This window comes from Mucilaginibacter ginsenosidivorax (genome assembly GCF_007971525.1).
In the GTDB taxonomy this organism is placed as follows: domain Bacteria; phylum Bacteroidota; class Bacteroidia; order Sphingobacteriales; family Sphingobacteriaceae; genus Mucilaginibacter; species Mucilaginibacter ginsenosidivorax.
Map to the genome: position 1 here is coordinate 424068 of NZ_CP042437.1, position 24176 is coordinate 448243.

17 protein-coding genes and 1 tRNA gene are annotated in these 24176 nt (G+C 43.7%); 10 read left to right on the forward strand and 8 right to left on the reverse strand.

Going from position 1 to position 24176, the window contains the following annotated elements; genetic code table 11:
* Nucleotide 1 precedes the first annotated feature (1 nt).
* Nucleotides 2-742 (reverse strand): SDR family oxidoreductase, encoded by a 741-nt coding sequence (locus FSB76_RS01970; RefSeq protein ID WP_147051930.1) that lies wholly within the window; start codon nt 740-742, stop codon nt 2-4.
* A gap of 382 nt (nt 743-1124) precedes the next feature.
* Between FSB76_RS01970 and FSB76_RS01975 the strand changes: the two genes are divergently transcribed.
* From FSB76_RS01975 to FSB76_RS01990, 4 genes are all read left to right on the forward strand, one after another.
* Complete coding sequence (locus FSB76_RS01975; protein WP_147051931.1) at nt 1125-1727, forward strand: TetR/AcrR family transcriptional regulator; 603 nt, start codon at nt 1125-1127, stop codon at nt 1725-1727.
* A 189-nt stretch (nt 1728-1916) separates the two neighbouring features.
* On the forward strand, nt 1917-2714 hold the full coding sequence (locus FSB76_RS01980; protein ID WP_225976387.1) for an alpha/beta hydrolase: 798 nt from the start codon (nt 1917-1919) through the stop codon (nt 2712-2714).
* 69 nt (nt 2715-2783) lie between these two features.
* Nucleotides 2784-3128, forward strand: coding sequence for an EthD domain-containing protein (locus FSB76_RS01985; RefSeq protein WP_147051932.1), 345 nt, complete (start codon nt 2784-2786; stop codon nt 3126-3128).
* A gap of 24 nt (nt 3129-3152) precedes the next feature.
* A complete protein-coding gene (locus FSB76_RS01990; RefSeq protein ID WP_147051933.1) occupies nt 3153-3569 on the forward strand; it encodes a nuclear transport factor 2-like protein in 417 nt (138 codons plus the stop codon).
* Between the two features lie 118 nt (nt 3570-3687).
* Here FSB76_RS01990 and FSB76_RS01995 read toward each other — a convergent pair whose 3' ends face one another.
* On the reverse strand, nt 3688-4749 hold the full coding sequence (locus FSB76_RS01995) for a zinc-dependent alcohol dehydrogenase family protein (protein WP_225976388.1): 1062 nt from the start codon (nt 4747-4749) through the stop codon (nt 3688-3690).
* A 57-nt stretch (nt 4750-4806) separates the two neighbouring features.
* The gene (locus FSB76_RS02000; RefSeq protein WP_147051934.1) at nt 4807-5946 is read right to left on the reverse strand and encodes an alkene reductase; all 1140 of its coding nucleotides are present in this window, start codon (nt 5944-5946) and stop codon (nt 4807-4809) included.
* 232 nt (nt 5947-6178) lie between these two features.
* Between FSB76_RS02000 and FSB76_RS02005 the strand changes: the two genes are divergently transcribed.
* Nucleotides 6179-7663 (forward strand): aminotransferase-like domain-containing protein, encoded by a 1485-nt coding sequence (locus tag FSB76_RS02005; protein ID WP_147051935.1) that lies wholly within the window; start codon nt 6179-6181, stop codon nt 7661-7663.
* Nucleotides 7664-7717: 54 nt separating this feature from the next.
* On the opposite strand, the gene FSB76_RS02010 is transcribed toward FSB76_RS02005, so the two are convergent.
* The 4 genes from FSB76_RS02010 to FSB76_RS02025 are packed head-to-tail and all read right to left on the reverse strand — an operon-like array spanning nt 7718 to nt 11442.
* Complete coding sequence (locus tag FSB76_RS02010; protein WP_147051936.1) at nt 7718-8845, reverse strand: alkene reductase; 1128 nt, start codon at nt 8843-8845, stop codon at nt 7718-7720.
* Nucleotides 8846-8884: 39 nt separating this feature from the next.
* The gene (ahr, locus tag FSB76_RS02015; RefSeq protein ID WP_147051937.1) at nt 8885-9904 is read right to left on the reverse strand and encodes an NADPH-dependent aldehyde reductase Ahr; all 1020 of its coding nucleotides are present in this window, start codon (nt 9902-9904) and stop codon (nt 8885-8887) included.
* Nucleotides 9905-9936: 32 nt separating this feature from the next.
* Entirely contained in the window at nt 9937-10263 is a 327-nt protein-coding gene (locus tag FSB76_RS02020) for a hypothetical protein (RefSeq protein WP_147051938.1), read from the reverse strand.
* Nucleotides 10264-10308: 45 nt separating this feature from the next.
* Nucleotides 10309-11442, reverse strand: coding sequence for an alkene reductase (locus FSB76_RS02025; RefSeq protein WP_225976389.1), 1134 nt, complete (start codon nt 11440-11442; stop codon nt 10309-10311).
* Between the two features lie 448 nt (nt 11443-11890).
* On the opposite strand from FSB76_RS02025, the gene FSB76_RS02030 reads away from it, so the two are divergent.
* The 4 genes from FSB76_RS02030 (at nt 11891) to FSB76_RS02045 (ending at nt 16656) form a co-directional block, all read left to right on the forward strand.
* Nucleotides 11891-14470 carry a sensor histidine kinase gene (locus FSB76_RS02030; protein ID WP_158642818.1) on the forward strand — a complete coding sequence of 860 codons (2580 nt, stop codon included), beginning with the start codon at nt 11891-11893 and terminating at the stop codon, nt 14468-14470.
* A 210-nt stretch (nt 14471-14680) separates the two neighbouring features.
* Nucleotides 14681-15373, forward strand: coding sequence for an alpha/beta hydrolase (locus FSB76_RS02035; protein ID WP_147051940.1), 693 nt, complete (start codon nt 14681-14683; stop codon nt 15371-15373).
* A complete protein-coding gene (locus tag FSB76_RS02040; RefSeq protein WP_147051941.1) occupies nt 15370-15789 on the forward strand; it encodes a nuclear transport factor 2 family protein in 420 nt (139 codons plus the stop codon). The genes FSB76_RS02035 and FSB76_RS02040 overlap by 4 nt, the downstream gene beginning before the upstream one ends.
* Nucleotides 15790-16569: 780 nt before the next feature.
* Nucleotides 16570-16656, forward strand: a tRNA-Ser gene (locus FSB76_RS02045).
* 153 nt (nt 16657-16809) lie between these two features.
* Here FSB76_RS02045 and FSB76_RS02050 read toward each other — a convergent pair.
* Nucleotides 16810-17916: an acyltransferase family protein gene (locus FSB76_RS02050; protein WP_147051942.1), complete on the reverse strand. Its 1107-nt coding sequence runs from the start codon at nt 17914-17916 to the stop codon at nt 16810-16812.
* Nucleotides 17917-18158: 242 nt separating this feature from the next.
* On the opposite strand from FSB76_RS02050, the gene FSB76_RS02055 reads away from it, so the two are divergent.
* Nucleotides 18159-24062: a T9SS type B sorting domain-containing protein gene (locus FSB76_RS02055; RefSeq protein WP_147051943.1), complete on the forward strand. Its 5904-nt coding sequence runs from the start codon at nt 18159-18161 to the stop codon at nt 24060-24062.
* The last annotated feature ends 114 nt before the right edge of the window (nt 24063-24176 follow it).

Sequence of the window (24176 nt, forward strand, 5' to 3'; positions counted from 1 at the left end):
TTTACCAGGGCAATTCTTCGCCCATGTGGATAAACTTTCCGTTTGGACCATCCTCACTTAAAAGAGCCAGTTCAACGCTGGTTTTTGCACCATCGGTAATACTCATTGGCGCCTGTTCGTTACCGCCAAGTTCGGTTTGTACCCAACCCGGGTGAGCGGCGTTCACTTTAATACCGGTACCTTCTAATTCGGCAGCCAGGTGAATGGTAAATACGTTAAGCGCCGCTTTGGCAGAATTGTATGACAATACACGGAAGCCCGCTATAGGGCTTTCTGGCTGTGCATGAATAGTTAATGAACCAAGAATACTTGAAAGGTTAACAATACGGCCGGCATCGCTTTTCTTTAATAAAGGCAACAGCTCGTTGGTTAAGTAAACCACGCTAAACAAGTTGGTGTTGTAAATGTATTGAAACTCTTCTTCGGTTGTTTCGGCTGTTTTACTTACAAATAAGGACTCTTTTGGCGCTACACCAGCATTGTTAATCAAGATATCCAGTTTGCCGAAATTTGACTCTATGTAAGCGGCGGCAGCTTTTCTGTCATCTGCATTAGTTACGTCTAATTTAATTCCGTAAGCGTCAATTCCTGATTTATTTAAGCTGGCGGCAGCATCCTGTGCAACGTTTAAATCACGTGCAGTTAAAATTACGGTGATACCTTTTTCACCAAGTTGTTTTGCGGTTTCAAAACCAATACCACGATTTGATCCTGTTACCAGGGCTACTTTTTGATTGTTCATTTTTGTTTTTTTATAAGGGCATCCGGTAGACCAATTAGTCTAATTTTAACAAACAAGACTTACGCTTTCGCTTATCAGATGACGGCACAAACATAGACCAATTAGTTTATTATATAAAACTATTTAGTCTATTTTTATCTTAATTACAATTTGATGTCAATTCACTTTTTCTATAGATCAGGAAGAGCCACTCTAAATACAACAAGGTTTTTTGCTTGATTTAATGCCTAAAACAAGCAAATTTAATCTTTATTCATTGGCATATAAGTTCAAACCGAGGTCGATAGCGTTTTTAACATTAATGTAAAATAATTTCAAAACGCGTTATCAAATCACCTAATTTAAACCGTTTAGTCTATATTTACATTGTAAATATATAGAAATGAGTAAAGCAGAAGAAAAGAAACAGCACATTATAGAGCGGGCTGCCATTTTATTTAACGAAAAAGGGATTGCCGGTACTTCTGTTGACGAGATCATAGCAGCCGCTAACACCAGCAAGGGCTGTTTTTACGGTCATTTTGAAAGTAAGGAAGAGATAGCTCAGGATGCGGTTGATCTTTTATTTAAAAAATTAACCGACCGAAGAACCATCACCTTTAACAAGCATACCACCGCTATTGCTAAACTTGGCGCCTTTATGGATAATAACAAGAACCCGCTGGCCAGTTATATTGATGGGGGCTGCCCTATTGTAAATTTTTCGACCGAGGCTGATGATACCAACCCGGTGATTAAAAAAAAGGTAAAAACAATGGTTGATACTACCATTAGCCTGTTTACAAACATTATACAGGATGGAATCGATAGCGGCGAACTATCTGATACTATCATCCCCAATGAATTTGCAACCCGTATGTTAGTGTCTATTGAAGGGGCAAATGCTATTTGCCGGGTATTAAACAGCACTAAACCGATGCTGATGACTATCAACAGCTTAAAAGCCGAACTGGCATCTTATGCCAAGGTAACACAAAATTTGTAATAAAGAATTCGCTACGGATAATCTCCCGGTTACACCAAATATTGACAGCGGCTTGATGAAAATACGATATAACGCCAGTTTACCGTCAGGATAAATTCACAAATCGCTACATACCAATAAATTAACTACTGGTATGCATCTTGCCCCTTGATTGAATATTAAATCATCAAAATATTTAAACATTCAATCATGAAAAGTAAAACCCAAACTAAACATTACGGTACAACACAAGGGAAAGGGGTATTTTTAGGTATGCTCGCCATTTTCCTTACTTCTTTTTTTATTACTAACCCTGCAATTGCCCAGGTTAAAAACATTGTATTGGTGCATGGTGCCTGGGGCGATGTATCTGGCTGGGAAGGCGTTTACAAAATATTAAATGCCAAAGGTTACCATGTAGATGTGGTAAGCAACTCAGACCTGAGCCTGGCCGATGATGTCGCATCGGTTAAGGCTGTATTGGCACGCCAAAAAGGCCCGGTGATCCTTGTGGGTCACTCCTATGGGGGCGCTGTGATCACCGAAGCCGGCGATACCTCAAGTGTGGCCGCATTGGTTTATGTATCGGCCTTTGCGCCAGATGCAGGCGAATCGTTATTGAGTCTGCAAAAGGCCGGTCCGCCAAACCCGGAATCGGGCATTATGCCGCCGGTAAGAGGATTGCTGTGGTATGATATGGCCAAGTATTACAAGGATTTTTGCCCTGATCTGTCGCCAGCCCAGGCCGATTTTATGGCACATTCACAAACACCGCTTGGTATTGCCGCCGCTGTTACGCCTATCAGCGTTCCCGCCTGGAAAACAAGACCAAGCTGGTTCATCGTATCGACCGAAGACAGGATGATACCACCGGATGCAGAACGTTTTATGGCGAAAAGAGCAGGATCGAAAGTAACCGAAATTAAAGCCAGCCACGTAGCCTTTATATCGCACCCTAAAGAAGTAGCCGCAGTAATTGAAGCGGCTGCCAATGGTGTTGCAAAATAATTCAATCCAAACAATCCCGGCTTTTGCAGCCGGGATTGTTTATCCCTTTATCTCCTTTAAAATAATATCATGATCAAATTATGTATCCTCGTCCCTAAACGGGCCGACCTTACTCTGGACGAATTTAAAGCCCATTGGAAAGACATTCACGGACCATTATTTTCCAGCCAGGCCGAAGTAAAACAATATGTTAAAAAATACACCCAAGTGCATAGCACCGGCGAAAGCCTTGATCAGTTCCCGGTAGCGCCTTTTGATGGCATAGCTGAAATTTGGTTTGAGCAGATGGAAGATATCAACAAGGTGTTTGCATCTGACAATTACTTTAAAACCATAGCGCCAGATGAAGCCCTGTTTATTGATCGCGAAAAGATCCTTTGGATTTACGCTACTGAAAACGTGGTCATTAGTTAACCACTTCTTTTAATTTAAGATACCATGATTGACCAACATTTAACAGACCGTAATAAAGCTTTGGTACGAAGCTTTTACGAAGGCGGTACCGATAGTGAAGCAAAGGCATATGGTGAGATATTTTTGCCGGAATTCGAAGTTACAGCACCCAATTATTTACCATGGGGCGGCACCAGCAACCTGCAAGCTTACCTTGATGATGTATTGCACCAGGTTACCGCCGTGCTTGATTTTAAACGATGCGAGATCATTTCCCTTGTAGGCGAAAATGAGCACATAATCATACTTATTAATATTGCGCTGGTGGGTACGGCCGACAGGATCAATATCTCTGAACATTGGACCATCAAAGATAACAAGGCACTTTCTTTATGGGTGGCTTATTTTGAACCGGAAGCGTTAATGCAATTAATAGCAAAAAACGCGGCCGCAGCAGTGTAAGCAACCTATTGAATGAAAACCGTTTTGAAACCAGGGGAAGGGATAATTAATATCTCAACTCCTGGCTTTATCAGTTCAAAACGGTATCAAAACAAATCAACAATTATTATTACCGTTATTAAACGGTTACCACTATTTTACCTATTTGCTGGTTAGATTCCAGGAACCGGTGAGCATCAACAATTTGCTCAAAAGCAAACTTTTTGGCTATCATGGGCTTTAACGCGCCGGATGCGATCCCGCTAAAAACAAATTTCCTTGCTTTTTCTACCCGTTCAGGGTCTTTGGTAATATCCCATACAGTATAACCCTTTATAACAGGCACCTGGTTTAAAACATCGATCAGTTGCAGCGGGGTTACTTCATCGCTAAGTGCGCCATATAAAAACATTTGCCCGCCGCGGGTTAACGCCAACAACAATTGGGCAAATAACGGACCACCAACCGGGTCAAAAACAACATCGGCACCGCGGCCTTTCGTGATTTCTTTTACCACGGCAACAACATCCTCTTCTTCGGTAGCTATCACATAAGCTGCACCTGCATCTAAAAGCTGTTGTTTTTTGTCGCTTTTACGTGTCAACGCTATGGGAACAGCACCAACCATATTGGCAACCTGGATAGCGGCAAGGCCTACACTGCTTGAAGCAGCCGTAATTAAAACCGATTGGCCTGCATATAAATGAGCGCCATCAATTAATGCACCGTAAGAGGTAATAAATGGGTTCCATATAGCTGCTACCTGCTCAAAGCTTAGCGAAGGGGGACTTTTGATAACCGCGTGTGCAGGCATCAATATCAATTCGCCATATACCCCGTATTCGTTTTGAGAAAAAGCGGGAATGGTACCCACTTGATCGCCTACCGCAAAATTCTTTACATTGCTTCCTACTGATTCAATGATCCCGGAGGCATCGTACCCAAGCTTAGCCGGTAAAATAGGTTCTTCTATATACGCGCCAGATCTCCACATGGCTTCAGCACGGTTAAGGCCTATCGCTTTAACCAGGATGCGTACTTCGTTGGCGGCAGGTGCCGGTATATTGATATGATTTATGGTAAGTACTTCGGGACCGCCGGTTTCTGAAAATGTAACGGTACTGGCCATTTGTGATTGATTGGCCATAAGCCCATCAATGGATTGAAGATAGTTTGGCATTTCTCTTTTATTAGCTTTCATTATTAAATAAGACCATTAACAACGAAGGCCGCTATAACGTAGCGGCCTTCAGTAAATTTATGCGGTTACCTGTTCCTGGTAAGCCGGATAGTCATTATAACCACGGGCATCACCGGCGTAAAAAGTATCGCGGTCATATGCGTTTAACTCAAAGCCATTTGCAAAACGGTAAACGAGGTCGGGATTGGCTATAAAGTGACGGCCATAGGCAACCAGGTCGGCATTGCCCTTTTCAATAATAGCATTGCCTTTTTCAAAATCAAAGCCACCGGCGGCTATGATAGTTCCTTTAAAGATCTTCCTCAGGTGCATGGCGGCCACCGGCTCAAGGCCTTCAACTTCTTCAACAGCACCTTTAATGCGTGGCTCAATAATGTGCAAATAAGCCAGGTTGAATTTATTTAATTGCTCGGCCGCATAGCTGAACAAAGCGATAGGGTCACTATCGAACATAGATGCGAAAGTACCGCTTGGGCCTACCCTTACGCCTACTTTATGCGCCCCCCAAACGGATACTAATGCCTCTACAATCTCCAGCATAAAACGCACCCTGTTTGCTATCGAGCCACCATAAATATCAGTTCTTTGGTTTGATCCGTCCTGTAAAAATTGGTCAACCAGGTAGCCGTTTGCACCATGTAATTCAACACCATCAAAACCGGCTGCCTTAGCGCGGATGGCTGCCTGGCGGTAATCTTCTACCAGTTGTTTAACGTCTTCGGTGGTTGCGGCACGGTTAATATCGGCAGGTAACCAGCCTGTTGGAGTATATACAAAATCTTCAAATGGAACTACCGAAGCGCCAATTGGTGAAGCATTGTTGGGCTGTAGACTGTTATGTGACTGGCGACCAACGTGAAACAACTGATCAAATATGATCCCTCCTTTGGCGTGTACGGCTGCAGTAACCCTTTTCCAGCCTTCTACATGTTCATCGGTATAAATTCCGGGCGCGCCATAATAGCCATGGCCGGTTGCTGAAATTACGGTACCTTCTGCCACCATGTAGCCACCTTTGGTTGCACGTTGTGAATAATGTTCAACCATCAGATCGTTAGGGATAAAATCAACCTCGGTACGCATACGGGTTAATGGAGCCATCACTATACGGTGGTCTAATTGATAGGGGCCTAATTGAACAGGGGTAAATAGTTTTGAGTTATCAGCAGTATTAACTGCATTAATTTCTGATTTCATTTTTTTATTATTTGACTTGTTAGCACCGGTGATCTTTAATAATTACCACCGATTTGATATGTCAAAGGTCCGCTTAAAAGGCATGCAGAAAAAGATACAGTAGGTGTTAAAAATCTAATACCAGTTGGTATATTTTATATAATTCCACTCTGTTATGGCAGTGCAATATTAGTTGGTAAAACAGGTTTAACAGCATATTAAGGTTTATATTTGTTATCCAGATACGATATAAATGCCACACAAAACCTTCCGGTACGAACAGGTTATCAGCAAGATAGAAGAAACGATCAGCGGCCTTCAATTGCAGCCCGGCGATAAAGTACCTTCTGTACGTAAAGTAAGCGAAGAGCTTAAAGTGAGCCTTACAACCGTTAAACAAGCTTACGGAATATTGGAGGCCAAAGGGGCTATTGTATCCCGGCCCGGCTCGGGCTTTTATATCAATACCTTTACTAAAAGCATCATTAAAAGAACGGCAGTAGAGAGTTATATTCCCCTGCCTGAGTTTATTGAAGTAAATACCATGGCCGCGGCTATGGTAAAAAATACGGCTAAGTATAGCGTGATCAATTTTTCATCACTTGCCCCTGCAAATGAATACCTGCCCATCAGCAGGATCAATAAAGTAATGCAGGCTTCTATAAAAGAAGAGCGTAACATTTTTCAATATTCTTTCTTAGAGGGGCATCCAAGGTTGATTAAACAAATAGCCCTGCACACGTTCGACTGGAAACACAGTATTAAGCAGGACGAGATCCTGATTACCAACGGCTGTATGGAAGCTATAAGTCTTTGCCTGGAGGCCATAACCAAACCAGGCGATATTGTGGCTATCGAAAGCCCGGCCTATGCCGGTGTTTTGCAATGCCTGGAAAGCAAAGGCTTAAAAGCATTAGGTATTAGTGTCGACCCGTTTACTGGTCTCAACCTCGACGAACTGGAAACCGCCTTGGCAGCCAATAAAGTTGCAGCCTGCTTATTTATGCCGGTGTGTCAAAACCCTTACGGCTGCGCTATGCCCGAGGAAAATAAGATAAGAATGGTAAAATTATTAGGCGAATTGAATATCCCGTTAATTGAAGATGATGCCTTAGGCGAGCTATCCTACGACAAAACAAGACCATTACCGGCCAAGGCTTACGATACTTATGATAACGTGTTATTTTGTTCATCATTTTCCAAATCGTTGATGCCCGGGTTCAGGATAGGCTGGGTTACGGCCGGTAAATACCAGGCGCAAATTGAGCGGTTGAAATTCGCGGAGAATATATCAACTAACGGTCTGTTGCAGGATACCATTGGTCGCTTTTTAGAAACCGGCGAATACAATGCCCACATCAAAAAACTGAGACAATTTGCGCAGGCACAAACAACCAGGTATAGGAATGCCATCCTTGAATATTTTCCGGATGATGTGAAGATATCGGTACCGGCCGGCGGTTACAGCCTTTGGGTAGAGTTACCCGAAAATGTGAATGCATTAGAGTTACAGCGTGAAGCGCTCAAATTTGGGATAGGCTTTTGTCCCGGCCAAATCTTTTCGGCATCTAAACATTACCAAAACTTTATGCGCATTAATTGCTGTCCGTTATGGAGTACCAAAATAGAAGAATCGCTAAAAACTTTGGGAAAACTGGTCAAATCGATCCTGCAAAAAACAGCATCTGTTATCCCGGTGCATGGGCTTGACGCATCAGCGACCCAAATACTATTATAAAAATATCCCATCCCCCCTTTTAGAGGGAATGGGCATTATGAATGGTATAGGTAATTATTCAGCAACTAATTCCTCGCTGTAAAAAGGATAATCGATATACCCTTTTGCGTTTCCGCCATAAAAAGTATCCCGGTTATATGGGTTTAACGGCAAGCCATTTTTGAAACGATAAGGCAAATCCGGATTGGCTATGAAATACCGGCCAAAAGCAACCAGATCGGCATAGCCTTTTTCGAGTACCTCGTTCCCCTTGTCAAAATCAAACCCGCCGGCAGCAATAATGAGACCTTTGAATATTTTACGGAGATGTATCGAGGCAACAGGCTCCATCCCATCAACCTCCTCATAACTGCCTTTAATCCTTGGTTCAATCAGGTGTAAATATGCGATGCCAAATTGATTAAGCTGATCGGCTGCGTAACCAAAAAGCGCGATTGGATTGCTATCAGACATGGAATTGAATGTGCCGCTTGGCCCAAGCCTAACGCCAACACGATCAGGCCCCCATACCGCTAACATGCCCTCCACAACTTCCATCATAAACCTTACCCTGTTTTCCATTGGGCCACCATATTTATCTGTGCGTTTATTAGAGCCATCTTGTAAAAACTGATCAACCAGATAACCGTTGGCGCCATGAAGCTCTACCCCGTCAAACCCGGCATCCTTTGCCCTTTGGGCAGCTTTACGGTAGTCTTCAACCAGGGCTTCTACTTCTTCTGTTTCGTAGGCCCGGTTCAAATCTGCAGGCACCCAGCCTTTTTGGGTAAACACCAAATCTTCGTGCGGCACAACAGAAGGCCCACCAGGTAGTGCGTTATTCGGTTGAAGATCCCGGTGCGATTCGCGGCCTACATGAAAAAGCTGCAAAAATATAATGCCGCCTTTGGCATGCACTGCCGCAGTTACTTTTTTCCAGCCTTCCACCTGCTCATTGGTATAAATGCCCGGCGCGCCGTAATACCCATGGCCGGTTTCGGATATTACAGTACCTTCCGTAACCATAAACCCGCCGGGCGTAGTGCGCTGGCTATAATATTCAACCATCAGGTCGTTAGGTATAAACCCGGTTTCGGTACGCATGCGCGTTAACGGTGGTAAAACTACGCGGTGCGTTAACTCATAAGCGCCAAGTTTAATTGGCGAAAACAATTTGGTGTTACTGTTATCCTGTGTTTTCATATGTATGTTGTTTCGTATTGATTTGACCGATCCTTTTACTTAAAAATCGGCATCGAGGATGATCCTGTAATTAGCTTTTCCCGCCTCCAGATGGGCAATAGCTTCGTTTATCCTGCTCATGGGGAAATGTTCTGTAACAGGTTTTATTTTGTGATGGGCCGCAAAGCGCAGCATTTTATCTAACACGCCCCTTGAACCTCCGGGCGATGCAGATATCGATTTTTGAACGCCTAACAAAGCAATCACCGATACCGGGATAGGCTCATAAACAATACCTACAAAGTGCAGGCGTCCCTTTGGCCCCAGCATGGCAATAATTTTATCCCAATCAAGCGGTACCGCTACGGTTACAATGATGATATCAAACTTTCCTTTCAGGACATCCCATTCACTGGTATCCCGGCTGGAAACGATATGTTCGGCACCCAGTTTTTTTGTTTCATCGTGCTTGCCCGCGTTAGATGAAAAGGCCGTTACTTCGGCCCCCCAGGCATGGCAAAACTGAATAGCAAGGTGACCAAGGCCGCCGATACCGAATACTCCTATCCTATCGGTTGGCTTAACGCCATACTCCATCAGCGGTGAAAAAACAGTGATGCCCGCGCAAAACATCGGGCCTGCGTCGGCGGGGTCCAATCCATCTGGAATAGGTACAGCCCAAATCCAATGTGCTTTTACCCTGCTTGCAAAACCGCCGTGGTGCCCCCAAATGGTAGCCTTTACGTTTTCGCAAAGGTTTTGGTCGCCATCCAGGCAAGGGCCGCAATGCCCACAGCTGCCATTAGTCCAGCCAATACCTACGGTTTGGCCAATACGGAGTCCTTTGGTTTTAGCTACATCCCCAAGCGCGACAATCTTCCCGGTAATTTCATGCCCAGGCACCAATGGAAAGGGTATGGTACCCCATTCATTTTTAATGAATGCAATATCGGTATGGCATAAGCCGCAATATTGTACTTCAACCTCTACTTCTTCGGCATCTAATGGCCCCATTTCGTAGGTAAATGGTATTAATTCGGCACCCGGTTCAAGAGCTGCCCATGCTTTTACTGTATTCATATGATTACTATTTGGGTTTATAATTTGTTGCTTTACGTTATTGATGATCGCCATAAATCGTCGACCGACGCGCAGAGGTCAATCGCGGCATCTTGCCGGGTAATTTTTATAACTGTCAAATCCGGCTCGTCCTTCAAAACATTACTTTGAACCCTAATTATCCGCAGATAATTCTCTAACCTGTTTTTAAAATTTTCCCGGGCATTCCCGGCAACTTGCACTGTAGTTACCGGCGACAGCAAAATGCGTTCACTTTCTTCTTTTGATACGCCCGGTTTTAATGACGCAACGGCGACCTCGTTTACAGCAAAAATTAAAATCTGCTGAAATTTGATTATTGATTTTTTGCTGTTGACCATGGCGATTTTATAGAAGGTTTTTAATGAATGTTCAATCTTGTTTGGTTACCGGCTTGTAAGATCATAGGTTGGGAAATCAATGTAAAAATGTTCGTTACCACCCCAAAAAGCGTCGCGTTCATAAGGGGTAAGCGGGAGGTTGTGCCTTAATCGCTCGGACAGATCGGGGTTTGAGGAAAACCAGCGGCCAAATGCCACCAGGTCTGCATCGCCACTTTGCAATATGGCCTCAGCGCCATCACGATCAAACCCACCGGCAGAGATGATAGGGTTTCTGAAGATCTTGCGCAGAAAAGCAGAAGCTACCGGGCTTTGCTTTTCATCCAGCGTTTCAGTTCCCATTACCCGGGGTTCGATCACGTGCAGGTAAGCCAGTCCGAGTTTATCCAACTGTTCAACGTAATAACCAAAGGTGGCTTTGGGGTCCGAATCCGAAATGGCTCCCCATTTTCCACTTGGAGATACCCGAACCCCGACCCTATCTGCCCCCCATACAGATACCAGTGCATCCACCAGTTGCAACGGCAGCTTAACACGGTGCTCTATCGATCCGCCGTAGGCATCGGTTCTTTTGTTGGTGCCATCCTGCAAAAAAGTATCGGCCAGGTAACCGTTGGCATTGTGAAGTTCGACGCCGTCGAAACCAGCGAGCAAAGCCCTTTCTGCTGCTTTTCTGAATGTTTCTACCAACGCGGGAATCTCTGAGATATCAATAGCCCGGTGCGGTGTAACAGGCACCCAACCATTTGCTGTAAATGATAACCCCTCAAACGGCACAACAGATGGCGCGATTGGTGGCTGCCCATTACTTAATGATTCATGTGATTGGCGGCCATCGTGAGAGATCTGCATAAAGATAAAGCTCCCTTTTGCATGTACCGCATCAACTACTTTTTTCCAGCCTGCTATGTGATGATCTTCGTAAATGCCGGGTGCACCAATATAACCGCGGCTATCATATGAGGGATGGGTAGATTCAGTGATGATAAACCCGCCATCAGTGGCACGTTGGGTGTAATATTCGATCATCATATTGCTTACACTATCATCCGGGTTGGCCCGAAGCCGGGTTAAAGGAGGATGCACCACCCGGTGCTTTAATGTTAAACGACCAAGTTTTACCGGCGAAAATAACTTCATCCCGGTTGCAGGGTTTTCAAGAGTCTGATTTGTTTCCATTTTTAGTGATAACCTTATTATTTAATAGCATTAAAATTTAAAGCAGCGCTTTCGACGCAGAGGATGCCACTTTGATGCCATTAAATAAATCACTAACTATCAGTACCTTATGTATAAAATATTAATTTTATGGTATTTTATATCGTAAAATCCTCAAATGAGTTTATGACAACTATGTCGGCATAAATATGGATAGTGAAAATGCAGGTCTTTGTTTTCGGGAATATTGTGCCGGAAATGGAGTTACTAACAAACAAAACCCTTTAAATGATGAGGCATACCCTCCGGTAAATCCAACATAGATTTCGTAAAAACACGAGATAAAACACCAAAAACAAAATCAGCACACACTAAACAACTCATTATCAAATGAATAAATATCGGTATACTTTTGGGTAATTATGGGCAGATTTAATGATGGATGTGTACCATCGCTACCTCGCTGTACATGAAACCTGGAAAATATAAACTTATCGGCAGCTACTTACCCGCCTTTCACAATACAACTCAAAATATAAAATACTTATTCCTGGCTGTTCATACCCGTATATCTTGCAATGGCACAATGCCTTCCTTGTTAAAACGATCATCCCTGTTGCTGCTATTTACCATCTTTGAGCTTTCCACCCAGGCCCAAACTGCTGAAAAATACACAGGCAGAACTTTACTACAACTGAGTTCGGGATTTAATACGGTATTGAGGGACGCGCGCGTGGATTTAGATAGCAGCTTATTTATTACTAGCAAACGTTATAAACAGAGCCGCGTATCTACAATCGCAGAAGGCATTGACGATGCCTACACCCTAAAAAATTGTGGTTGGATGGATACCGGAAATATAGATAGCGCAAAACGACAGCTGGCTAAAATCACAGGAGCCAATCATGCCCGGCTTTTGCTATTAATAGGCGCATACTACGTGTTTCACCCCGACTTTCATCAATATAATAGCGACAGGGGAATTGCTTACCTGCTCCAGGCAAAAAAAGAGACTGATGCACTTAAACTTACCAAATGGTCGGCCCAGTGTGCTTGCCTTTTGGGGAAATGCTATTTCAAAGAAAATAATATCACCGAAGGCAAGCGCTGGTTTAGTACCGTTACCAATGATGCAAGACTAATCACCGATAAACAAATTCAGGCAAAATGCTGGAATTACGAGGGTATGTACTGCCCTTTTGTTGCGCAGACAACACTTTTCAGAATTGATTGCCTAAACAAAGCCTTAAAGCTTTATAAAGCGTTAAATGATAGCGGCAACCAGGCAAACACTTTGATGGATATCTCTTACCTGAGTTTTGCCGGCGGCAAAATGAACGAGGCCAAAGACGCGGCAACCCAATCGCTTGCATTGCAGAAATCGACTCAGTTTCCATATACTCAGTACAGTTATGACCTATTGGCCTTTTATGCGTTACTGGCTTCAGACTCTCCCAAAGAACTTGAAATGGCCTTTGCAGCATTAAACAGCGCGGAAAAAACGAACGACTCGCTTGAAATGGCCCATTTCTACAAAAGGATCTCCAACGGCTTCATCCGGCTGAACAACGAAACTGAATATAACCGCTGGGAAAAAAGAGCGATGGAAGCTTACGAAAAACACGGTGGCGACTCTGAGTTTTGGGACTTGCTAACCTCATTTTCAAATCAATATGCCACGCCCGAAGACGGGAAAAAAGTGCTCAACCTGATCAAAAAAACATGGAAAAACTATCCTCCGGCTAACCCCGTTGAAAAACAAACCGCCTACATAGCCCTGGGGAGTTGTTATCAACGAGCACGAAATTATAAGGAGGCTCATAGCTATTACCTGCTTGCCGAAAAGTTGGAGCAACAAAACCAGGTTTTAAAAGGCGGGATGATCAATCACTATTTAACCTTCAAACTTTGCGCGTCCTATTACTTCATGAAAAACTACGCAATGAGCCGCAAATATGCAAAGATGCTCATCTATCGTCCGGCTACTGATATCCCGGCCGGCAAGGATGATTTTTTGCGTTATTATTTCCAGATGCACCAGTTAGATTCTGTTGCCCATAACTACAAATCATCTATTTATTACCTGCATAAGTACGCCAACCTTTTAGATACCATTAGCAGTAAAAACGAAAGCAGGCAGATCATCGATATTAACATTAAGTATGAAACCCTGCAAAAAGAAAAAAAATTACAAGAGCTTAAAACACAAAACATTCTGGAGCGTCAAAAAGACGCGCTTACAAAAAAAATTACCTATGCCGGTTTTGGTTTATTGCTTTTTGTAATTGTGATGATTTACAGCAGGTATTACTTTAACAAAAAAAGTAACGCCCAATTAAAGAAACAAAAGGAAGAAATTGACGATCAAAACAGTTCGCTTCAAAGCATGAACCAAAAGCAACAATCGCTTTTAACAGAAAAAGAGTTGCTTTTAAAAGAGATCCACCACCGGGTAAAAAACAACCTGCAAACATCCATGAGCCTGCTCAATATGCAATCGGCCTATGTAGATAACGAAGTGGCTTTAGAAACCATTCGTATTAGCCAGCGGCGGATGCACGCGATGTCGCTCATTCACCAAAAGCTTTATCAATCAGAAAAACTTACCTCTATCAATATGGCCATTTATATTGATGAGCTAACCATTTACCTACGGGATAGCTTTATAGGCCCCGCCAATATCAGCTTTGAATTACGCATACCACCCTTAGAGCTGGATATAGCCCAGGCCCTTCCCCTGGGCCTGATCATCAATGAAGCCATTACCAATTCCATTAAATATGCCTTTCCCGATAGACGTAAAGGAATGATCTATATCTTTTTGGAGCACACGACAAATGAACACTACTTACTTACCATCAGGGATAACGGTACCGGTTTACCGGATAATTTTGATAGCGATAGCACCAACTCATTAGGTATAAATCTCATGCGTGGTTTATCTGAACAGTTGCAGGGCGAATTTACCATTCAAAATAACCATGGCACCCAAATAACGGTAACCGTTAAAAAAACCGAACCTGCCGACAATAACGATTTACATAAATAAAAAGCTGATTTAGTATGGCATTCACGCTTCAGTTTTGGATGAACTATTTGGAAGGCTCACCTTAATTCATTGGTATCGCTAACATGAATTTACGATATAAAACACCGTTATTTTCGCAACGATCCGGTAAATAATTGATAGTCAAATACCTAAAAGATGGCGCTACAATTGCCCATTTATATAAAATCAATCAATTTTTATAATCATATTATGGAAACAAAATTTAATATCGTGCTGGTGCACGGCGCGTTTGGTGACGGTTCCCATTGGAAGCACGTAATTCCAACATTGGTTGCAAAAGGCTATAATGTGAGGGCGGTACAATTACCCCTAACCTCTTTGGCCGACGACGTTAAGCGCGCAGGCGATATGGTAGCTGCGCTTGAAGGGCCAACGCTTTTGGTAGGTCACTCTTATGGAGGGATGGTAATTTCCGGCGCGGGTAACCAGCCAAACGTAGTAGGGCTTGTTTACATAGCAGCTTTTGCACCTGATGAAGGCGAAGCAGCAGGCGGCCTTTTAGGCTTACGGGAAGCTCCCGTTGGAATAGCCAGCGTAAAGCCAGATGCGCAGGGTTTTCTTTATGTAGACCCGGCGAACTATCATGAAGTATTTTGCCAGGGTGTTTCTGATGAGGATGCTTTAGTGATGGCTTTATCACAAAAACCAATTAGCGGACAGGCTTTTGGCGATCCATCGGGCGCACCCGCCTGGAAACAAAAACCAAGCTGGTACCAGGTATCTGCTAACGACAAAATGATCCCGCCCGAAACCGAAGCCTGGTTTGCGGAACGGATGCAGGCTAAAAAAACAATTACCCTGGATTCAGGGCACGCGTCGTTAGCTTCAAATGGCAAAGAAGTTACTGATTTTATTATTGAAGCAGCCGAATCACTCATATGAGCAGCGTAGATTTAACTGTCCCGGAAAATAACAAAAGCATTGTCAGGGAAGCTTTTGAAGCCGTTTTTAACAAGAGGGAACCGGGTGCTTTCGAAAAATATTGGTCGGCAGATTATATACAACATAGTGCGCATATCCCGCCGGGGCGCCAGGGCCTACAAAGTTTAGTTGCGGCATTACCGCCGGAAGCGCGTTACGAATCGTCGATTATGATGGCCGAAGGAGATATGGTAATGGTACACGGTCGTTATTATGGGATACCCGGCCCGAACTGGATAGTTGTAGATATTATCCGCATGGAAAATGGCAAACTGGCTGAACATTGGGACGTTATTCAGGATGAGGCTACAGAGGCATCGTCAAAAAGCGGCTTACCCATGTTTGGCGACCATTTTGGTGTAAAACCGATCTTCTGATTATTAAACTAATAACTTAATTATTTAAAAACCCGCTATCCTATATTGAAGAGCTGAATATCGGCTTTTTGATATGGGATTGCCGTCTTTAATGCAATTTAAGAACTGTTGATACAAGCTTTGGCATCAACCCTTGATCGATGCGGAGATAAGAGCAACAGAAAACGAATAGCTTCTCAACTTTATGAAGAGATAGGGAAATTTAAAGTCCTCAAACTGATTAACGATCTTTTTTGTGCAAATATTAAGGTGGGCCCCAAACTTCTGCTTTCAAAAAAGATACTGACATCCTTACTAAACTCAGGGGATTTAGGGTCACGATAATAGTGCAGTACTTTATTAAACTTGCATTTACTTGATCAACAGTGAATTATCTGGCAAAAAAGGGACAAGCGACCGATTTCTCGTGCTTGCGCATTCTGACTCCTTAGGCTGGGCTCGAATCAGCGACTCTCTGATTAACAGAAATAAAGTTTTCAAATTTTAAAAAATGTTTTTATATTTGAATTAACAATTAGAGTCATTTTGCTATTGTGTTACTCGTAGAGTAAAAAACTTTTGAAAGTGTGAATTACTGATTATCAATATATAAGAGTTAAGGTTCACAAACCTAACTCTCCGCTAAAAGGCAAATTAAAAAAAAGCGTTATTCGTAGCGTTCAAGTTCAAAAAGCCGAAAAAACAGCGTCAGTAAAGCGTAAAGAGCTGTGGTTCTGAACCCTAGCTCTCCGCTTAATAAAAGCAGTCCCGCCCAAGCGGGATTTTTGCTTTTATAACCACGGAGAGGTGTCAGAGTGATCGAATGTGCCTGATTCGAAATCAGGTGTACTGTTACAGGTACCGGGGGTTTGAATCCCTCCCTCTCCGCAAAGCAAATACATCAAAAGGCCCGCAAATATTAGCTTTGCGGGCTTTTTTGTTTCCACGAAGGTTAGCTTCTGTCAGGATGGTTAAAAGTTTTCAAGGCTTCTGAATTTACCAACAATTCCATTTGGCCATTATATGAACAATATTCCGCCCTTATCCAAGCTTTTTCCGCAACCATTTCCTAACCGGTTCATCGTACCATTTTAATGCGGCATAGGCCAAAACTATTGCGCCTGTTAAAATAAGCAGCGCATAAGGCCACGCCTGTGCAATTGTAATACCTTTATGATTACTGATCCAGGCTACGTAGAAGTATACAAGCGGATAATGCACCATGTAAAGCGGATAGGATATATCACCCAAGAATTTGCATATTTTGCTCTCGGCTTTTGTTTGTATCACGCCGCTGGCACCAAGATATACAATAAACGGAAAAACGATGATAATGCAAACAGCTTCATATACCCCGTTCATCCAAAGATGCGCGGCGCCGCCAACGCGTGGCATGTAAAGTACGATAGCTATTAAAAGACTGCACCATAAAAAGGCATTTTTAATCTGCCCCGGCTTCACTACACGTGAAAGCAACAGCCCGGCAAAGAAAGGATACATGGTGCGGGTGAGTCCAATACGCACTTGTTCTACGTTCAGTGTCCAGCCACCACTCACGTCGCCGTTTGTGATTGCCAGATGAGCCAGTAATATAGCGGCGACGCCAACCAGGATACTTAATGCCGTTTTGGAAAATTTCCTGATCCAGATTGCATAAAGAATATTGGCAATGTATTCAAAGAACAACGACCATCCCACGCTATTAAGTGGGTGCATCTCTTCCCAGCCACGTATATCAAGCGACAATGGAACGGGCAGAATAGTATAACCGATGAACATCACCAGCAACATCTTCCAGGCAGGAATGGTGTGAATAAGCGGCCAAAGTGTAGAATCGGTAAAATAGAACCCGATGGCGCCGAGGGTCATTCCTAAAACTACCATTGGCTGAAGGCGTTCGATACGGCGTTTGAAAAAACTGCCGATCGTGATTTTATTCCATCTGTCGTCATAAGCGTAGCCGATTACAAAGCCAGATAATAAAAAGAAAAAATCTACAGCCAGATAACCGTGGTTGACAAGAATATCTAAATGACCGGTACCCAGTGGCTCCGTCAGGTGAAAGGTTACAACAATAATAGCCGCAACACCACGAAGGCCGTCTAATATGGGATAGTGTGGCTTGGTGGCCAGTTCATTATTATTCATTAGCAAACAGGATATACAGACTATAAATTTATAACCAGCGTAAATTATAAAAAAGAATGCATTGGTGCACCAATGTTTCGGCCTAAGCAATCACAGGCAATTTCAAACTCGCGCGTTACATCAAGAGGTTTTGTCCCAGGGATACTGTAGTTAATAAGTTTTTTTTTACATTTTACAATTAAAGTAATAACTTCATAATCAATTTACTGGCAACTAAACCATGTTTTTCACCTAACTTAAACATGTGTAAACCTTTACTTTTGCTGATTTTAGCCTCAATCTTTTTCGCCCCGGCAGAAAAGGTGATAGCGTATAGCCAAATGCTTCATAATGGCCAAAACAATATTGCCGAAGCTTTTTTAACTAAACATAATAATTTCAAGTCAAGTGGTGCCTCTTCAGGTGAACATGGTAAAAACAATGCTGTTTTATCGTCTTTTTTTATTGATATCAACTATGATAACACCTTCACCAATGTTGTTAAAAATGCAACCGCAAAATATCCTAAAAACGTAAAAACCGCGTTTGCCAGTCCCAATATCGTTACCAGTCCCGCAGGTGGTACCATTTCGGCCTGCGTAGGCTCACCATCTGCAAGCACCCAGCAGTTTACTGTTTCGGGGAGTAATTTGTCTGGCAATATTATGGTTGTGGCGCCAGTCGGATTTGAAGTTTCACTTAACGTTGCCAGCGGATTTGCCAATTTATTAACCATAGCACCAACAGGCGGGTTGGTTAACAGTAAGATAATATATGTGCGGGCCGCCGCTGGCATTACAGTTGCCAAGCTATCAGGCTATGTAACATTAACCGCAGCGGGGAGTGCAACAAAAAAAGTAGCCGTTGAAGGTGCGATTTATGCCCTGCCGACTGTCGACCATATATCAGACCTGATTTTCGCCAACGGCGACCTTACTACGCCCATAAATTTTACAGGCACCGGCAACACCTTTTATTGGACAAATGATCGGCCAGGAATCGGCTTGCCGGCGAGTGGTGGCGATAACATAGCCCCTTTTGCTATCGCAAATACCGGATCGAGTCCTGTTGTTGCACACTTAAGCGTTACTTCTCAGAGGGCTAATGTTGCCTATATACCAAATTTTGGTTCAAACACTGTTTTGGCGGTTAACACCATTACCAACAAAATTATTGACACGATACCCGTAGGCGCCGATCCTGGCTTTGTTGCCATAAGTCCGGATGGAAAGAAAGCATACATTGCAAACATTTCGGGTATAAGCCTTTCTATTATCAACACGCAAACTAACCAGGTAAAGGATATATCGATTTTTGACAATCCTACAGGGGTGATATTCAGCAAAGATGGCGCCAGGGCGTATGTTACCGGCGCAAGCGGTTCGTGTACGGTGATAGACGTGGCAAATGACGCCGTACTAACAGCCCTTACTTTCCCCTCGGGCGGTGCCGGGCTGGCTTTAAGCAACGATGGAAAATGGATTTACGTTGCCACCTTTGCCACCGGAGATGTAAGGGTTTATGATACTGATGATAACGCCGAAATTATTAACATCCCGGTTTCGGGAGCGCGTTATGCTGCAACAAGTATGGATGGCGGGAAGATATATGTAACCGGAAGCTACTCTAATAGTGTTTACATAATAGACGCTGCTACAAATACCCTCCAGGCAACAATCAGCTTACCTACTGATGCCGAAGGTATTGCAGTAAGCCCGGACGGCAGCCGTATTTACGTTACCAATCAATCTGCCGGAACCGTTACGGTGATTGACGCCACCAACAATTCAATTATGGCTGCATTACCCGTCGGTAAATCACCCGCGGGGATTTCCATCACTCCGGATGGAAAATATGTATATGTGGCCAATGTTGATTCCGGCACGTTATCAATCATCAGAACTTCAGATTATACAGTAACGGCTACTATACCCTGTGGCCCCTCGCCTCATGCGATAGGTAATTTTATAACGCCCGGCGTGAATACCTGCATCAGTAATCCAACTGATTTTAAGATTACGGTTAATCCCTCGCCTACTGCCATTACGCCAGGCCCCGTTGGTGGTCTTATAACAACATGCATCGGCGCTCCTTCAACCAGCACGCAACAATTCACCGTATCCGGCAATAATTTATCCGGCAATATTACGGCTACATCGCCGGCGGGCTTAGAGATATCATTCAACGAAACCAGCGGCTTTGCTGACATATTAACCATTATACAATCGGGCGGCGCTGTGACTAATAAAGTTGTTTATGTTCGAGCTAAAGCGTTGAGCACGCCAGCTAACATCTCGGGTTATGTGACATTAAGCACAGCAGGCGCCGCAAACAAAAACGTTGCCGTAAGTGGTGTAATTAACGCCCTGCCCACCATCAATACTACCGGTAACCAGATATATAACAATGGCGACGTAACTACTGCAATTACCGTTAACGGCACAGGCAACACCTACACCTGGGCCAACGATACTCCGTCTATTGGCCTTGAGGCAAGCGGTGTTGGTGATATACCATCATTCACAGCTGTAAATGCCGGCGTTGCACCCGTAAAAGCTATTATCACCGTTACACCTTTGTCGGCAGGATATCTATACCTTACCGGTAAAAACAGCGTTATAATGGTAAATGCCGATAATAATAAGCAAGCGGAAAATATAAACACATCCGGCCAACCCACAGGGATAGCTGTTAGCCCGGATGGCAGCCTGGTGGCTATTACTGATATCACGTTCAACACGGTTACGCTAATAAATACTACTACCCATAAGGTGGTATCAACTTTTAACAATATTCCATCGCCAATAGGGATATGTTTCTCGTCAGACGGGAAAAAAGTTTACATAGCCAACGAAAATGCCTTTAATGTTTCTGTTATCGATGTATCTACAGGCACAGTTGAATTACCCATTCATGTAGGCGGGTATCCTTATGGTATTGCTGCAAGCGCTGACGGTACAACGGTATACGTTGGCTGTATAGGCGAAAATGCAATAATTGCCATTGACACCAAGACTCGTCAAACAACCCCCATCAAGGTCAATTTTGGACCTACCGGTATTGCAGTGAGTCCGGATAATAGCCGCGTATATGCCACCAGCGCACAATACAAAGGTTCACTTAAAGTAGTAAATGCGGCAACAAAATCGGTTATAGCCAATGTCCCTATCGGCGATGTATCTACCGGTATTTGTGTTAGCCCGGATGGTAAACGGGTATATGTTGCCAACACCCGTAGCAACAATGTGATGGTGGTAGACGCTGTAATTAATAAAGTAATTGCAACTATTCCCACGGGCAACCATCCCATTGGCGTATCGATAACTCCAGATGGGAAATTTGTATATGTAGCTAATCAAGACTCCAATAGTGTGAATATCATCAACACAGCTGATAATTCCATAAGCAATACCATTAGTATAAACGGGCAGCTAAGTACGTGCTTAGGTACCTTTTTTGTGCCCGGTACCGGATGTACGGGCACCCCGACCAGGTTTACCATAACTGTAAACGGATCGCCGGCTATTACTGTTGGCGCTACAACAGGTAGCATATCAGCTTGTATCGGCTCGCCGTCAACGCACACACAACAGTTTACAGTTTCCGGCAGTAACCTATCAGGCGATATAACAGTTAAAGCACCCTCTAAATTCGAGGTATCGCTAAACCCGAACAATGGGTTTGCAAATTCGGTAATCATTGTTCAAACCAGCGGCAAGGTAACTAACAGGGTGGTTTACGTTCGCGCGGCGGCATCAGACCTGGCGGGGAATATTTCTGATAACGTCATACTCTATTCTGTAGGGTTGCCGGATATGCAAGTGGCAGCAAACGGAGTAATTCAAGCCTTACCAATCGTCAATCAAATAACTGATCAAAGTTTTAACAATGGCGAGACAACCAATGCCATTAGTTTTACCGGAACAGCTTCTACCTACACCTGGACTAATGACAGCCCCTCAATTGGTTTGCCGGCTAACGGCAGCGGCAACATTCCAGCGTTTACGGCCATTAATAACGGCAAAACCGTACTTACTGCCATCATAACAGTTATACCATCAGATCCATCGTGTAGTGGCAATTCTATCACCTTCAAAATTAACATCAACCCTCCCACTCCGTCTTTAATAACTGGCTCTTTAACCGGTAATATAACCGCATGCCAGGGATCGCCGTCTGTTAGCCCTAATATCCAGCAATTCACCGTTGCAGGCACCTTCCTGACAGGCAATGTTCAGATAACGGCACCTGCAAAATTCGAAGTGTCGCTAAGTCCAAACAGCGGCTTTGCAAATTCCATAGTCATCGTTCAAACGAATGGCACGGTAACTAACAAAGTGGTTTATGTTCGTGCAATAGCATCAAGCCAGCCGGGTAATTTTTCAGACAACGTGATACTCTCCTCTGCCGGAGTGCAGGATAAGCAAGTTGCCGTAAACGGGGTGATCCATGCCTTGCCAGTCGTAAATCAAGTAACTGATCAAAGTTTTAACAATGGCGAGACAACCAATGCTATTAGTTTTACCGGAACAGCTACCACCTACGCATGGACTAACGATAGCCCCTCAATTGGTTTGCCCGCCACCGGAAGCGGCGATATCCCAGCGTTTACGGCCATCAATAACGGCCAAACTGTACTTACTGCGATCATAACAGTTATACCATCAGATGCATCGTGTACTGGCAATGCTATCACTTTCAAAATTAACATCAACCCTCCCATTCCATCGTTGACAATTAGCCCATTAACCGGTAGTATAACTGCATGCCAGGGATCGCCGTCTGCCAGCCGTAATGTTGAGCAGTTCACCGTTACAGGTACATACCTGTCCGGCGATATTCAGATAACAGTGCCTGTAGATTTCGAGATATCGGTTAATCCCAATGTTGGGTATGCCAATAAGCTAACGCTTGTGCAAACCTCCGGCAAAGTTAGCAGTACCATTATTTATGTACGTTCTTCGGTTATAGCATCTGTCGGTAATATTTCAGGGCTTATTACCATATCCTCTGTGGGTGCATCCAGCCAAACTGCTAACGTAACCGGCACCATCAATGCACTGCCCGTGGTCAACCAGATATCACCGCTAATTTTTAACAATGGTACAGCTACAACGGCCATAAACTTCAGGGGTACCGCTGCTACTTATACATGGACAAATGACACACCAGGCATAGGCTTGCAGGCCAGCGGCACAGGTGATATACCTACCTTTACGGCTGTCAATAACTTAACAACTGCAATTACCGCCATTGTAATAGTGACGCCATCAAACGGACCATGTACAGGTCCCCCTGTTATTTTCAAAATTACTGTAAACCCTACGCCTGCGCCGGCTATTACAGCTGTAAGTAACTTATCGCCGCTCAGCACCATTTATGGCAGGGTATCCGCTTCAGGCACTTTCGATGTATCAGGAGATAACCTTGTATCAGCCATAACTATCACCCCGCCTACAGGTTTTGAAGTGAGTAACGATGGTATTAATTTTAAAAACACGGCCATCATAGGAGGTCCAGGAACGCTTATCACTACTACTGTTTACATTAGGCTTGCAAAAACTACCATTGTTGGCAATTACGCCGGTAATATCATACTAACGTCCAATGGATTGACAAACAACCTCATTATGCCAAACAGCACCGTTTTACCTGCCTCGATGACCGTCACAGCAGATAACAAAACGCGCCCATTTCAATCAAAAAACCCTCCTCTTACGATTACTTACGGCGGTTTTGTAAATAACGAAAATGAGTTCAACCTCATAAAAAAACCTGAAGTACAAACAATCGCTACATTTGCTTCGGCTGTTGGGGAATATGCCATTTCCTTTACAGGCAAGGCAGAATCCCCTAACTATAGTTTCACGTATGTTCCTGGAGTACTTACCATAACATCCACAGCAGTTGTTGTGGTTAACACGTTCACACCCAACGGCGATGGAACAAACGATACATGGGCAATAAAGCACATTGAATCCTACCCAAATTGTATTGTCAACGTATTCAACCGGCTGGGCGCTAAGGTATTTTCGTCCATTGGCTATGGCGAACAGTGGGACGGCAAGTCAGGCGGAGGCCCGGTGCCCGTGGGCACCTATTATTATACCATTAATCTTAACGACGGATCGCCGGTTAAGGCGGGATGGGTAGCGATAATCAGGTAAAATGAACTGTTAACGCGAGTATATCGAGAGAACTTCAAAAGAGGAATCTTACTATCCCCTCCTTCATTTTACCGATAATGTTACTATTTGTACACGTCTTGAAATAAACACTAC

Excerpts from the sequence above, each read along its gene's own strand:
- FSB76_RS01970 (WP_147051930.1), bottom strand. The coding sequence starts at position 742 with ATGAACAATCAAAAAGTAGCCCTGGTAACAGGATCAAATCGTGGTATT.
- FSB76_RS01975 (WP_147051931.1), top strand. The coding sequence starts at position 1,125 with ATGAGTAAAGCAGAAGAAAAGAAACAGCACATTATAGAGCGGGCTGCC.
- FSB76_RS01980 (WP_225976387.1), top strand. The coding sequence starts at position 1,917 with ATGAAAAGTAAAACCCAAACTAAACATTACGGTACAACACAAGGGAAA.
- FSB76_RS01985 (WP_147051932.1), top strand. The coding sequence starts at position 2,784 with ATGATCAAATTATGTATCCTCGTCCCTAAACGGGCCGACCTTACTCTG.
- FSB76_RS01990 (WP_147051933.1), top strand. The coding sequence starts at position 3,153 with ATGATTGACCAACATTTAACAGACCGTAATAAAGCTTTGGTACGAAGC.
- FSB76_RS01995 (WP_225976388.1), bottom strand. The coding sequence starts at position 4,749 with ATGAAAGCTAATAAAAGAGAAATGCCAAACTATCTTCAATCCATTGAT.
- FSB76_RS02000 (WP_147051934.1), bottom strand. The coding sequence starts at position 5,946 with ATGAAATCAGAAATTAATGCAGTTAATACTGCTGATAACTCAAAACTA.
- FSB76_RS02005 (WP_147051935.1), top strand. The coding sequence starts at position 6,179 with ATGCCACACAAAACCTTCCGGTACGAACAGGTTATCAGCAAGATAGAA.
- FSB76_RS02010 (WP_147051936.1), bottom strand. The coding sequence starts at position 8,845 with ATGAAAACACAGGATAACAGTAACACCAAATTGTTTTCGCCAATTAAA.
- ahr (WP_147051937.1), bottom strand. The coding sequence starts at position 9,904 with ATGAATACAGTAAAAGCATGGGCAGCTCTTGAACCGGGTGCCGAATTA.
- FSB76_RS02020 (WP_147051938.1), bottom strand. The coding sequence starts at position 10,263 with ATGGTCAACAGCAAAAAATCAATAATCAAATTTCAGCAGATTTTAATT.
- FSB76_RS02025 (WP_225976389.1), bottom strand. The coding sequence starts at position 11,442 with ATGGAAACAAATCAGACTCTTGAAAACCCTGCAACCGGGATGAAGTTA.
- FSB76_RS02030 (WP_158642818.1), top strand. The coding sequence starts at position 11,891 with ATGAAACCTGGAAAATATAAACTTATCGGCAGCTACTTACCCGCCTTT.
- FSB76_RS02035 (WP_147051940.1), top strand. The coding sequence starts at position 14,681 with ATGGAAACAAAATTTAATATCGTGCTGGTGCACGGCGCGTTTGGTGAC.
- FSB76_RS02040 (WP_147051941.1), top strand. The coding sequence starts at position 15,370 with ATGAGCAGCGTAGATTTAACTGTCCCGGAAAATAACAAAAGCATTGTC.
- FSB76_RS02050 (WP_147051942.1), bottom strand. The coding sequence starts at position 17,916 with ATGAATAATAATGAACTGGCCACCAAGCCACACTATCCCATATTAGAC.
- FSB76_RS02055 (WP_147051943.1), top strand. The coding sequence starts at position 18,159 with ATGTGTAAACCTTTACTTTTGCTGATTTTAGCCTCAATCTTTTTCGCC.